9 protein-coding genes are annotated in these 13485 nt (G+C 66.2%); 7 read left to right on the top strand and 2 right to left on the bottom strand.

Features of this window, described 5'->3' with window-relative positions; all coding sequences use genetic code 11:
• Window positions 1–116: 116 nt before the first annotated feature.
• From MP11Mi_RS07755 to MP11Mi_RS07745, 3 genes are read left to right on the top strand one after another with little or no spacing between them, the layout of a single operon-like run.
• Window positions 117–3311, top strand: coding sequence for an MMPL family transporter (locus tag MP11Mi_RS07755; protein ID WP_420041709.1), 3195 nt, complete (start codon window positions 117–119; stop codon window positions 3309–3311).
• A gap of 21 nt (window positions 3312–3332) precedes the next feature.
• Window positions 3333–4505 carry a lysylphosphatidylglycerol synthase transmembrane domain-containing protein gene (locus MP11Mi_RS07750; RefSeq protein WP_420041708.1) on the top strand — a complete coding sequence of 391 codons (1173 nt, stop codon included), beginning with the start codon at window positions 3333–3335 and terminating at the stop codon, window positions 4503–4505.
• A gap of 23 nt (window positions 4506–4528) precedes the next feature.
• Window positions 4529–4939, top strand: coding sequence for a DUF3054 domain-containing protein (locus MP11Mi_RS07745; protein WP_420041707.1), 411 nt, complete (start codon window positions 4529–4531; stop codon window positions 4937–4939).
• Window positions 4940–4954: 15 nt separating this feature from the next.
• Here the strand turns inward: MP11Mi_RS07745 and MP11Mi_RS07740 are convergent, their stop codons facing one another.
• The gene (locus MP11Mi_RS07740; RefSeq protein ID WP_420041706.1) at window positions 4955–6505 is read right to left on the bottom strand and encodes an NTF2-like N-terminal transpeptidase domain-containing protein; all 1551 of its coding nucleotides are present in this window, start codon (window positions 6503–6505) and stop codon (window positions 4955–4957) included.
• A 227-nt stretch (window positions 6506–6732) separates the two neighbouring features.
• On the opposite strand from MP11Mi_RS07740, the gene MP11Mi_RS07735 reads away from it, so the two are divergent.
• The 3 genes from MP11Mi_RS07735 to MP11Mi_RS07725 all read left to right on the top strand — a co-directional run bounded on the left by MP11Mi_RS07735 (window position 6733) and on the right by MP11Mi_RS07725 (window position 11602).
• Window positions 6733–7455, top strand: coding sequence for a pirin family protein (locus MP11Mi_RS07735; RefSeq protein ID WP_420041705.1), 723 nt, complete (start codon window positions 6733–6735; stop codon window positions 7453–7455).
• A 62-nt stretch (window positions 7456–7517) separates the two neighbouring features.
• On the top strand, window positions 7518–9500 hold the full coding sequence (locus MP11Mi_RS07730) for a M13 family metallopeptidase (RefSeq protein WP_420041703.1): 1983 nt from the start codon (window positions 7518–7520) through the stop codon (window positions 9498–9500).
• 50 nt (window positions 9501–9550) lie between these two features.
• Window positions 9551–11602, top strand: a complete 2052-nt coding sequence (locus tag MP11Mi_RS07725) for an MMPL family transporter (protein ID WP_420041702.1) — start codon at window positions 9551–9553, stop codon at window positions 11600–11602.
• Here the strand turns inward: MP11Mi_RS07725 and MP11Mi_RS07720 are convergent.
• Window positions 11547–12479 (bottom strand): DMT family transporter, encoded by a 933-nt coding sequence (locus MP11Mi_RS07720; RefSeq protein ID WP_420041701.1) that lies wholly within the window; start codon window positions 12477–12479, stop codon window positions 11547–11549. The genes MP11Mi_RS07725 and MP11Mi_RS07720 overlap by 56 nt on opposite strands.
• 102 nt (window positions 12480–12581) lie before the next feature.
• Between MP11Mi_RS07720 and MP11Mi_RS07715 the strand changes: the two genes are divergently transcribed.
• On the top strand, window positions 12582–13472 hold the full coding sequence (locus MP11Mi_RS07715) for a LysR family transcriptional regulator (RefSeq protein ID WP_420041700.1): 891 nt from the start codon (window positions 12582–12584) through the stop codon (window positions 13470–13472).
• Window positions 13473–13485: the final 13 nt, after the last annotated feature.

Raw genomic sequence — 13485 nt, 5'->3', positions numbered from 1 at the left:
AACTGAGAGCCACGCATCTGAGACTGAACGTTCCACCCCAGGTCGTTGTCGTGTTTTCTCAGGTGTAGCTGAGACAATCGCACTTTCGAGTGTTCGCGAGAAGGAAGGAAGCCGGCGTGTTCGGATCCATCGGCTCATTCGTGTACCGAATGCGCTTCGCCGTCATCGCTGTGCTCATCGCACTGATGGGCGGCCTCGGACTGTACGGCATGGACCTGCCGAATCACCTGTCGCAGAGCGGCTGGTTCGATCCGGAGTCCGAGTCGGTGAAAGGCTCGGAGATCGCCGACAGTGCGCTCGGCCGTGACCACAAGTCCGACGTCATCCTGCAGATCACGCCCGCCGAGGGCACCCGCATAGACGACGCGGCGTTCGGTCAGAAGATGCAAGAACTGACCGACGATCTCATCGCCGCGCACCCGGACGTCGTTAGTCGAGAGGTCGACGATAACCACGCGGGCCTGATCAGTCCGTTCGACGCGGTGACGAACTCCGCGAACCAGATCGCCGCGGACCAGAAGCGCGACCGCATGTGGACCCAGGACCGCAAACACGGTTTCATCTCGATCGGCGTCGCGGGCAACGACGACACGACGATCCTGAAGAACTATCAGGAGATAGAGCCGTTCTTCGACGGTCTCGCCGAGAAGTACGATCTGCCGGGTACTCAGTTCGAATTGGCTGGCCTCCAGCCGATCGCCAACGCGATGTCCGAAGGCATGGACGCCGACATCAGCCGCGCCGAAATCATCGCCCTGCCGGTGGTCGCGGTGATGCTGCTGTTCGTGTTCGGTGGTGTGGTCGCCGCTATCCTGCCGGTTTTCATCGGTGGTCTGACGATCGCCGGTTCGCTCGGCATCACCAAGATCATCGCGCAGATGACCGAATTGAATATCTTCGCGCAGTCGGTGATCACGCTGATCGGTCTCGGTATCGCCATCGACTATGGCTTGTTCATGGTGAGCAGATTCCGTGAAGAACTCGCCGAGGGCTACACGGTGAAAGCCGCGGTCCGAAGAACGGTGATGACGTCGGGCCAGACAGTCGTATTCTCGGCGACGATCATCGTTGCGGCCCTCGCCTGTCTGTTGATGTTCCCGCAGGCATTCCTCAAATCCGTGGCGTACGGCGCCATCGCGTCGGTGGGTCTCGCGGCGGTTCTCTCGATCACTGTGCTCCCGGCACTGCTCGCAATTCTGGGGCGGCGCGTGAACGCGTTCAGTGTGCCGTTCCTCAACCGGAACAAGACCAGGGAGGAGGTGGAGGCCGGATTCTGGGGGAAGCTCGCCTCATGGGTGATGAGACACCCGCTCAAGACCGCGATCCCCACGGTCCTGCTACTCCTGGCGCTGATCATCCCGTTCGGCAACATCGCGTTCACCGGCCTCAGCGAGAAGTTGCTGCCCCCGGATAACCAGAATCGCGTAGCCCAGCAGCACTTCGACGAATTGTTCCCGAGCGAACGCACCGAGGAACTCAAGTTGGTCGTCGTCTACGACCAGAACGGCGACGACGTCGCGACCCACCTGCAGACGATCGCTGACGAAGCCAACAAGATCCCCGGCTTTACGAAGAAGTTCTCACCGGACGCCGAAGGCGGAGCTCTCGATGGCGTCTACGGCGACGAGGCGACCGGGTGGGGCGTCACCCAGATGTCGGCAGGCCTCGTCGACCGCAACGACGCACCCGACGCCATCGAGGCGTTGCGCGACATCGACCCTCAGGGCTTGCGGATTTACGTCGCGGGCACGCCTGCGCTCACCCAGGACTCCATCGACGGGCTGATGACGAAGCTCCCGTATATGGCGGTTCTCCTGGTCGTGGTGGCCGGACTGCTGATGTTCCTCGCGTTCGGGTCGATCATCCTGCCGATCAAGGCCGCGTTGATGACGGCGCTCGGTCTCGGCTCCACATTGGGCATCTTGACCTGGATCTTCGTCGACGGGAACGGCTCGTCGCTCGCGAACTTCACGCCGGGTCCGCTGTTCGCTCCGATCCTCGTACTGATCATCGCGATCATCTACGGTCTGTCGACCGACTACGAGATATTCCTGTTGTCTCGCATGGTCGAGGCCAGGCAGAACGGCGCGTCCACCACGGAAGCGATCCGGACCGGTACAGCGAACACCGGCCGGATCATCACGGCGGCAGCCGCGATCCTCGTGGTGGTCACCGGCGCATTCGGCCTCTCGGACATCGTGATGATGAAGTACATCGCGTACGGCATGATCGCGGCGCTCATCTTGGACGCGACGGTCATCCGCATGCTCCTGGTGCCGTCGGTGATGAAACTGCTCGGCGACGACTGTTGGTGGTCGCCGCGCTGGATGCAGCGGTTGCAGCAGAAGATCGGTCTCGGCGAGACGACCCTCCTCGATGAGCCGGACGAGAAGGAGGACCGCCCGTTCGCGGCGGTCGGAGCGTCGTCGGGCGGCGTGGTCGCCGCAGCCGAGGCTCCGACGACCGCCATGAAGCGGATCTCCGAGCGCCCTGTCGCCGGTCGTGCCGAGCCGACCGGTGCCCGACGCACTCTCGCCCAGTCCGATCGCGCCGATACTGGCGCATCTACCGAGGTCGACGACGTGCACGGCACCGACAGCACGCTCGACGAGCTGATCTCCGATGATGCTCCCGAACCCGCGAAGGCATCCGACGTCAAGAAGTGGTCGGAGCCGAAACCGAATCCCGCCGCGAGCGCGCCGACACCGACGTCGACTACACGTAAGAGCGACGGCCCGGATACCGGTTCGTGGAAGCTCGGAATCGGCGGTGTCCGCCAGACCTCGCGCGATATGCGGCCCCGCCCGCAGCCGAATCCGGGTGCCCAGGTCGAGGGGCCGAGCCAGGTGCGGCGTGCGCAGCCCCCGGCCGCTCAACAACCCGCGCCCCAGACGCCGCAGCGACCGACGTCTGCGCCGTTGCCCGCGCAGCGTCCGGCACCGGGCCGACGGGTCGGTCCGCCGCGGGCAGCGCAGCCCCCGCAGGGGGAACCCGGGCCCCAGAACCCCGGAACGCAGAAACCTGGAACGCAGACGCCGCGGCCCGGCCAGCCTGCGACTACCCAGATTCCTGCGGCACCCGCCCCGGGTCGTCGGCCGCCGGCTGCGCCGCGGCCTGCACCACAGCAGGCACCGCCGCGGACTGTCCGACCCCCCCAGTCGGCCGAGCCCCAGTCGCCCGAGCCCGAATCCGAGTCGACCGACTCGCGGTCGGCGCGCGAGCTTCGGCCCGACCGTGGCAGCGAAGGCAACCAGATCAGCGTTCAGGAGCTCTTGCGGCGCAGCAGGGGTCATCAGTCCGAGGAGGATTGACGCCCCCGTAGGGTGTACGACATGCCCGACGATGCCGCCTCATCGGCCGACGCCCCCGACACATCGTCGGGCCAGCGTCGGCCGTGGCGTATCTGGCTTCGGTGGGCCGCTGTTGTAGCGGTCGTCGTCATCCTCGGCGTGGAGGGCTACTACATCTGGCCCCGGCTGAGGGAGACCTGGTACCACATTGGCGAGCTCCGCTGGGAATGGGTGATCGCCTGCATCCTCGCAGCGGGCCTGTCGATGGACAGTTACGCGCAGGTCCAGCGAGCGCTCATGCGGTCAGCAGGGGTGAAGGTCAGCCAACGCGAGTCCCTCGCAGTCATCCTGGCGTCGAACTCGTTGTCACAGACCATGCCCGGCGGCCAAGTGCTTGCTCCTGCGTTCGTTTATCGGGAGAGCCGGAAGTGGGGCGCCACGCCGGTGATCGCGTCATGGCAGGTCGTCATGTCCGGGCTGCTGGCGGGTGCGGGCCTTGCGGTTCTCGGCCTCGGCGGAGCACTGCTCGCGGGCGCGAAGACCAGTCCGTTCTCGGTGATCTTCAGCATCGCCGGATTCCTCGTCTTCGCGATCGCCGTCCAGTATCTGGCCAGCCATCCGCAGGTACTCGAGAACGCGGGGCTCCACGTCCTCGGCTGGGTCAACAACATCCGCGACAAGCCCGACGATCACGGGACCGCACGCCTCAAGCAGGTCATCGAACAGTTGGAGGCCGTCCAGCTCAATCGGCGCGACGGCGCGATCGCGTTCGGGTGGAGCTTCTTCAACTGGGTCGCCGATGTCGCGTGCCTGGCGTTCGCGTGCTATGCGGTGAACGCGCACCCGTCGTTCGCCGGCCTCATGGTGGCGTACGCGGCGGGCAAGGCGGTCGGCACCGCGATACCGTTGTTGCCCGGCGGTATCGGCGTCGTCGACATCACCATGCAATTGGCGCTCACTTCCGCGGGCATGCCCGCGGGCGTCGCTCTCAGCGCGATCCTCGTCTACCGCCTCGTCAGCTACATCCTCGTCGCCGTCGTCGGCTGGATCGTGATCGCTGTCCGTTATCGCGGCGCAGTCAAATCCGATGTGACTCTCGACAACGAGATGGCCGACGATCGTGCACGATTCGCCGTCCCGGACGAGAGTCCGTCGACGTCGACGGACTCGACCGATTCAGACGAGGATCACCCGGATCGCCCCAGTGCCGGTTGACGGTCCCCGGCTACCGTAGAGGCATGACTTCACCTGCCACGACCGCATCGCAGCGCGCTCGGAGCACTGCTCTCGTCCTCGCCGGTATCGCCGACCTCATCGCGATCTGCGTGTTCGTCGCGGTCGGCCGACGCAACCACGACGAGGCGGGCTCGGTCACCGGATTCCTGACGACGCTCTGGCCGTTCCTCGTGGGCGCCGCGTTCGGCTGGTGCATCACAGTTGTTGCGACCGGACGCAGGTTCGCGCCGACCGCCCTCGTCCCCGCCGGCGTCATCGTCTGGGTGTCGACCGTCGTCGTCGGCATGATTCTGCGGGTGATCTCCGGTCAGGGCACCGCGCTGTCGTTCGTCATCGTCGCGACCATCGCCACCGGGGTACTCCTGCTCGGCTGGCGTGCGATCGCGGCTCTCGTCGCGGCCCGCTCCCGGTAGCGGTCACCGCGTCCTTCAGGAGTTCGACACCTTGAAGTACTTCTGGGCCACTTGAAGTGCCGCGGTCCCCGACTTGTCGCCTTCGCAGTAGATCACCAGCACCTTGCCGCCTTGCAGGCCGACGAACCAGCCTGGCCCCTGCGGGCCGTTGGTGCCGACCAGGGCGCGAAGGCCGGGAGCACCGGTCAGGTCGCTCGCATCGCCGGTCTTCGCGACCTCCGTCATCGACTGAAGGATGTCCCGCGCAACTTCCGGTTTGACTTGTCCGAGCGGACCGCCGGAGACCTTCGTTGTCGCCCCCTTGATGAGGTACGGGGCAACGGCCGCAGTGTTCCCGGTCGACGCCCTGGCCAACGCGACGCCGAACGCGCCCATGTTCAGCATGGACGCCCGGTAGTCGGTCGGTTTGAAGCCGGCGCTCGACACCTTCGGTTCGGTCGTCGTCGCACGTGGAAGGCTCACGCCGGGCGCGGTGAACTTGGATCCGAGCCCGAAGTGGTACAGCAGGTCGTCGGCGCCGTCCGACTTCCCTCCGGTGGCGCGGTCGATCGCGCCGAAGACGGGATCGAGCGTGGACCCGGCGGCGTACGACGTTCCGGCCGCGACCTTGTTCCGCGCCGCCGCGTCGTTCTGGGCCATGGCGAGAATTCCGCCGGTCGACGCGTCGAAGGTCATCATCGTCGCGGATTGTGCCACCTCGACGACCGAGTCTCCCGCCACGAGCTGCTGATTCTGATCGATGGTGGTCGGGATGTCGTTGGCGGGCGGACCCTGCTGGTGCGCCAGCCGCTTCGGCTTGCTCCCCGGCGTCACCAGTTGGACCTGCCAGCCCGCCGTCGCGTCCCGTACGGCAGTCCAGTAGTTCGTCAGGCCGCTCTCGAGTGGACTCGACAGGCGGCGATCATCCATGACGAGTTTGCCGGTGTGGTTGACGGTGACGCCGGTGATCTTCTCCGGATCGGAGGCGAGCACCTTCATGTCGGTATCGCGCAGCACTACTGCGGTTACGGGACGTCCGTTCGCTTCATCGACCTTCTTACCGATCACCGATGCGGTGACCAGCGGCGCGATCGGTCGAATAGCTTGCGCGAGAGAAGCGATCGCGGCATCGGACTTACGCCCTGCGGCTTTCGGGTCGAAGACGATCTCGTTGACCGACTCCATCTTCATGAACACCTTGCCGGTTCGGCTGTCCACGGTAGGAGCCGGTGCCGCGTCGGTGCGGACTTTCTGCAGGCGAGAGGCTGCAGGCATGTCCGGGTACACGAGCCCGGGTTCCCACTGGACTTTCCAACCGCTCGACAGCTCGCGCGCGGTGCCTGAGGTGTCGGTCTTGAAGGTCCCCTGCCCGGGCCAGGTCCACGTCGTCTTCAAGGTAAACGACGCTGTGCCGTCGCTGTACTGGATGGGCTCGTTCACTGTGGTCTCGACGGTTTTCGCTGCCATGCCCGCGAATGTCGCGCCGAGCGTCTCTGCGGCGGGCTCGGGCGCCGTCGTCAGTCTGGACGCCGCCTCGACGTCCTGGTCTTCGATCGCCGCGGCGAAGTCGCCGACAATGCTCGCCACGCCGGTGTCGTCCCCCGACCCGCACCCCGTGACCACTGTCAGTGCGACAGCAGCGGCCACCGCCGCAGCCGTCGCGCTGCATCCCCTCCACACCATGACACCAATTTTCACTCTTTTCACATGCGTTTCATCGCACGTGGCCTCACAATCGTGACTCAGTGTGGTCACGATTTCGCATCGCCGCCGCCTGAACGTGTCGACCAGCTCCTGCCCCGCATAATAGTTGTATGGCTCCGATGATTCAGCGTGCCGCCGATCGTGTCGCTACCGCGACCGATTGGTTGACGTCGGCGCACAGTTTCTCGTTCGGCGACCATTACGACCCGTCGAACACCCACCACGGCTCCCTGATGGTGCACAACGAGGACACGATCGCCGCCGGACAGGGTTTCGACACACATCCGCACGCCGAGACCGAGATCGTGACGTGGGTGCTCTCCGGGTCGCTCGTCCACCAGGACTCCGAAGGGAACTCCGGAATCATTCATCCCGGCCTCGCGCAGCGGATGAGCGCGGGAACAGGCATCCTGCACTCCGAGCGCAACGACCGGCCGGAGGCAGCGGACCCGGTGCATCTGATCCAGATGTGGGTGTGGCCCGACGAGAACGGGCTCGAGCCCGGCTACGAGCAGCGGGACATCTCCGCCGACCTGACGGCCGGGTCCCTCGTGCCGGTGGCGTCCGGCGACCCGTCACACGACTCGGCGATCCGCATCGCCAACTCGGGCGCGACGCTGTACGCGGTCCGGTTGAACGCCGGCGGCTCGAATACGATTCCGACCGGACTCTTCACACACCTGTTCGTCACCACTGGGTCGATCACCGTCGACGCCTATCGCCTCGATACCGCCGATGCATTGCGCGCCACAGACTTCGGCGGTACGACGATCCGTGCCATCACCGACGCCGAAGTCCTCATCTGGTCGATGTCCAAGCGTCTAGGGCAATAGCGACCATTCGCCACCAGCGGTTGAGCCCCACCGCTGGTCTAGCCGCGTCGAGACCATGCACTATGGAGTGCGTGACTATCGAACAGATCTCCGGACTGGACCTGGAATGGGTCGACCCTGCGGTGCGCGTCGCCGACGACCTCTTCTCTCACGTGAACGGCAAGTGGCTTGAGACGCACGAGATCCCGGGCGATCGCAGCATCGACGGCGCATTCCACGTGCTGCGCGACAACGCCGAAGCCGATGTCCGCGCGATCGTCGAGGAGTGCGCCGAGAATCCCGGCGACGACGCGACGTCGACGCTTATCGGCGATCTGTACGCCTCATTCATGGACACCGAACGCATCGAGGAACTCGGTCTCACGGCGATCGGCGACTACCTCACGGCGATCGCGACGATCGCGACGCCCGCCGACCTCGCCCGCACCCTCGGTTCGTTGCAGCGGGTTGGGGTGCGCGGCCTGTTCGGCTTCTATGTCGATACCGACGCGCGCAAGTCCGACCGTTACCTCGTGCACGTCGGTCAGGGCGGCCTCGGGCTGCCCGACGAGTCGTATTACCGCGAGGAGAACCATGCGCAGACGCTTGCCGCGTACCGCACGCATGTGGCGGCGATGTTCGCGCTGGCCGACCTCGACGATCCGGAGCGTGCCGCCGCGACGGTCGTCGACCTGGAGACGCACATCGCGACCCACCACTGGGACGTAGTGGCTCGCCGCGACGCCGAAGCCACCTACAACTTGCGGACTCTCGCCGAATTCACCGACTGCGCTGCGGGTTTCGATGTGACGGCGTGGCTGCTCGGGTTGGCCGCACCAACCGACGAGACGTTCGCAGAAGTCGTCGTCGGCCAGCCCTCGTTCTTCACCGGTGCGGGCGAACTCGTCGCGTCACGCCCGCTCGACGACTGGAAGACTTGGCTGCGGTGGAAGCTGCTGAATTCGGCGGCCCCGTACCTGTCGAGTGCGTTCGTCGACGAGAACTTCGCGTTCTACGGGACGTCGCTGACCGGAGCCGAAGAGATCCGCGACCGGTGGAAGCGCGGCGTCGGTTTCGTTGAGTCGGGTGCAGGTTTCGCGGTCGGCGAACTGTACGTCGCCAAACACTTCCCGCCCGCGGCGAAGGCTCGCATGGACGAGCTGATCGCGAATCTCGTCGAGGCGTACCGCCGCAACATCTCCGATCTCGAGTGGATGACACCGGAAACCCGGACACGCGCATTGGCCAAGCTCGACCGGTTCACCCCGAAGATCGGCTACCCGGCGACGTGGATCGACTATTCGACGTTGGAAGCCGACCGCGGTGACCTGATCGGGAATCTGCGTCGCGCGTCGTCGTTCGAGACCTCGCGCGAACTCGCTAAGATCGGACAGCCGGTGGACCGCGACGAATGGTTCATGACACCGCAGACGGTGAACGCCTACTACAACCCGGGCATGAACGAGATCGTGTTCCCCGCCGCGATTCTGCAGGCCCCGTTCTTCGATCCGGACGCCGATGACGCCGCGAACTACGGTGGCATCGGCGCGGTAATCGGCCACGAGATCGGCCACGGCTTCGACGATCAGGGCGCCAAGTACGACGGTGACGGCAATCTCGTCGACTGGTGGACGGATGACGATCGCGCAGAGTTCGGGAAGCGCACCGCTGCTCTCGCCGACCAGTACAACCAGTTCACGCCCGACGGATTGGATGAGAAGTACAAGGTCAACGGCGAGTTCACCCTAGGCGAGAACATCGGCGATCTGGGCGGTCTGTCGATCGCACTCGTCGCATACGCGATCTCGACCGAGGGTGCGGGCGAGCCGCCGGTGATCGACGGGTTGACCGGCGAGCAGCGAGTGTTCTTCAGTTGGGCGCAGATCTGGCGGACCAAGACTCGCGACGCCGAATCCATTCGGCGTCTTTCGATCGATCCGCACAGTCCGCCCGAATTCCGGTGCAACGGCGTCGTCCGCAACGTCGACGCGTTCTATGCCGCATTCGACGTCTCCCCCGGAGATGCTCTGTACCTCGAACCTGCGGAGCGAGTCCGAATCTGGTAGCGCCGGCCGTATCCTTGGGAGATGGCTGTCGCGAGCGGTAGGCAGGTCGCATGACTTCTCGTCGGACGCTGCGCGTCGTCGTTCCCGTGCTGGCGTTGCTCGTCTGGCTGGTGGTAGCCGCGGTAGCCGGTCCGCTCGCGGGCAAACTCAGCCAGGTCGCCACCGACGATGCAAGCGCGTTCCTGCCGTCGTCTGCCGAATCGACCCAGGTGCAGACCCTGCTCCCCGAGTTCACCGACACCGAGTACTTCCCGGCGATCGTCGTCGCCGAGAACACGGGCGGGTGGACGGACGCCGATTCGACGTATCTGTCCGACGCGGTCGCACCATTGCAGGGAGTCGAGGATTTCGCGTCGCGATTCTCGCCGCCGATCGTCTCCGACGACGGGCGCGCCGCGCAGTTGATCGTTCCTGTCGCCACAGACGGCGAACCCTCCGACGCGATCGAGAGGCTGCAGGATGCGCTCTCCGATCCACCGTCCGGGGTCATCGTCGCGATGACCGGTCCCGCGGTTCAGGCCGCGGACCTGTCCGGGGCGTTCGCGGGCATCGACGGCATCCTACTGCTGGTGGCCGGGATCCTCGTCTTGATCATCCTGATCATCGTCTACCGGTCGCCGATCCTGCCGATCATCGTCCTGCTGTCCGCCGTGTTCGGTCTCGCGCTCGCCTGCGGCTGCGTCTACGCACTCGCCGACAGCGGCGCCCTCGAACTCAACGGGCAGAGCCAAGGCATCCTGTTCATCCTCGTATTCGGCGCCGCAACCGACTACGCGCTGCTGCTGGTGGCCCGCTATCGCGAGCACCTGACCGAGGACGACGATCCACGGCGCGCTCTGATGACAGCATGGCGGGCGACGCTGCCGCCGATCGCGGCGTCGGCCGGCACGGTGATCCTCGGCGTGCTGTGCCTGCTGTTCTCCGACCTCAACTCCAATCGGAGCCTGGGCCCGATCGCGGCGATCGGCGTGGCCGCGTCCTTCCTCGTGTCCATCACCTTCCTGCCTGCCGCGCTCGCGGTCCTGGGCCGAGCCGCGTTCTGGCCGCGCCGTCCGACGACGGGCGACACCGCCGAGCCGCATCGCCTGTGGAAAAGGGTCGCCGACATGGTGGCGGCGGCACCCCGCCGCACCTGGTCCGCGACACTCGTCATTCTGCTCATCGGCGCGGCGTTCGCTCCGATGTTCCGGTCCGACGGTGTCGCGACCACCGACTTCTTCCTCGGCGACGCCGACTCGGTGGCGGGCGCCGAACTGCACGACGCACACTTCGACGCCGGGGCGGGATCCCCGACGTGGATCATCACACCTGCTGACGACGCTGACCGGACCGCGGCGACCGCCCGACAGGTGCCGGGCGTCGCATCGGCCGAAGTGCTGACGGCCGACGGCGCACCGGTCGTCCGCCGAGCAGGCGACACCGACGCGCTCGCCGCCGTGCAAACCACGCTCGCCGACGACCCGGACTCGCTGACCGCGCAAGACACGGTCGGCGCGATCCGCGACGCCGTCGGCGAGAACGTCATGGTCGGCGGACCGACCGCAATCGACCTCGACACCCGGGTCACCGCGGGCCACGACCGAAACCTCGTGATCCCGTTGGTGCTGATCGTGGTGTTGGCTGTCCTCGTCCTACTCCTACGGTCGCTGGCTGCGCCGTTACTGCTCTTGGGTACAACGGTGTTGTCATTCGCGACGACGCTCGGCGTGGGCGCTCTGCTGTTCAACGGCCCGTTCGACTTCCCGGGCGCTGACCCGGTCGTCCCGCTGTTCGCGTTCGTCTTTCTGGTCGCGCTCGGCGTCGACTACAACATCTTCTTGATGACGCGAGCCCGTGAGGAGGCGAAACGGATCGGCACGCGCGACGGCATGCTGTCGGCGTTGACGAGCACCGGCGGGGTGATCAGTGCCGCGGGAATCGTGCTCGCAGCGACGTTCGCGGCCCTCGCGGTGATCCCCCTGCTGTTCCTCGCCCAGGTCGCGTTCCTCGTCGCGTTCGGCGTCCTCGTCGACACGCTGATCGTTAGGTCCCTCCTGGTTCCCGCCGTCACCCTCGACGTCGGACGGCGGATCTGGTTCCCGTCGAACCTGTCGAAGGACTGACGCTCGCCGGTTCTTCGCGGCCCGGCGCCTGGTCGTTGCCGATGAAGCACGCTGCGGCACCAATCACCAGGCCGAACACGACGCCGATGTCCGGACGTTCGCCGAGGATCGCCCAGGTCAACAGGGCCGCGATCGATGGTATGACGCCGAAGAGCAGCGACGTGGCTGCCGCTCCCGCCTGCCGAATGGCGGCGAGGTACAACGTCGCCGCTATTACCGAGTTCGCGATCACTAGGATGGCGATCGTCCAGACCGCCCGGGTCGGGTCCGCGATGTGCTGCGGGGTGACCGTAGCGAATACGAGTGCGGGCACGAGTGCTACGCCGACACCGATAGTGTTCACTGCGATCGGATGTCCCTGTGTCAGGTAACGCTGCTGATAGACGCCTCCTACGGCCAGGCCGATAACCGCGACGACGACCCAGGCGACGGCCGCGTCGACGTGCCCGACACCGACGACGCGGCCAGCGAACGCGGTGCACACGGCCGCGAACGCCAGCACCGTCGCCACGATCGCCCGTCGCGACAACTTCTCGTGGAGCATCATCCCCGCCGCGGCCGCGGTGACCACCGGGTTCATCGCTATGACGAGTGCGACGAGCACCGGTGACACTCCCGCGTACATCGCCTCGTAGCAACCGACGAACTGCACACCCTGGGTCAGGAATCCGACGACGACCGCGTGCCACGCTTGTGCTCCGCGCGGCCACTCAAGTCGCGCGATCGTGACGATCACCGCGAGGATCACCACCGACGCCCCGAATCGTGCGACGAGGACCGTGCCGGGTGTCGCCGCGCGAACGGCCGCGGCGCCGATCGGGTAGCCGAGCGCGTAGAAGAAGGCCGTCGATGCGCCGAGCGGAGCGGAAAGTCTCACAGGTCAACGGTGACTGTCGCCGCGTCGTCCGTCCAACGACGATCAGTGCTCGATCCGATCAGTGATACTTATCGTTCGCCCACGCACCGTTACACTCGACCCATGGGGAGGACGTTCGACATCATTCCGTTGCGCTCACTGGTCGCCGTCGCCGCCACCGGCGGAGTCCATCGTGCCGCTGCGTCATTGGCCCTCACCCAGTCGGCAGTCAGCCAACACCTCCGACGGCTCGAACGCGAGGCCGGGTGTCCACTCGTCCGCCGGGACGGCCGCGGCATCGCGTTCACGCCGGCAGGCGAAGAACTGTTGTCGCACGCCCGCACGATCCTCGTCGCACACGATGCCGCCGCTGCCCGCTTCGACTCCCCACCCGGAGCGGCCGTGGTCATCGGGGCAGCGCAGAACAGTTCCGCGGTGGTCCTGCCGATGGTCATCGGGAAACTGCGCGAGAGCTTCCCCGGCACCGAGGTCCGCATCCATCTCGACCGGAACTCCACCGTCCGATCCATGCTCGACTCGGGGACCGTCGACGTCGCCGTCACTACCCGAGTCGCGCCTGAACTGTCGGCGCGGACCGAGGGATTTCGACTGCGGTGGCTGTGGTCCACCCGCCACGGGCAACCCGAGCCGGGCGCTGTGACGCCCATCATCACGTTCTCGGCGCCGTGCACGCTCCGTCAGCCGAGCTTCGACGCGTTCAGCGCGCTGCCCGGCGGCTGGCACGTCGCGGCGGAAGTCAATGACCTCGCCACTGGACTCGAAGCGACTCGCGCTGGCGTCGGCGCGATGCTGGTGCCCGTTCTCGACCGCTTGCCGGACGGCCTCGCCGCATTACAGTGCGCGCCACCCCCGCCCGCGATCCAGTTGGGCGTCGCCTACACCGAACGCACCCCCGCCGACGTGCGTGAGACCATCACCACGGTGCTCGGCGAACAACTCGGCCCCGAGCGCGTCGAGATGCTGCACAATCGCACCTTCCCGATGCCGGCGTAGCCGTCCCGCGCAC

This window comes from Gordonia abscondita (assembly GCF_032711245.1).
Taxonomy (GTDB): domain Bacteria; phylum Actinomycetota; class Actinomycetes; order Mycobacteriales; family Mycobacteriaceae; genus Gordonia.
Note: the sequence above shows the minus strand (reverse complement) of the source record. Positions and strands in the feature narration are given on the sequence as shown.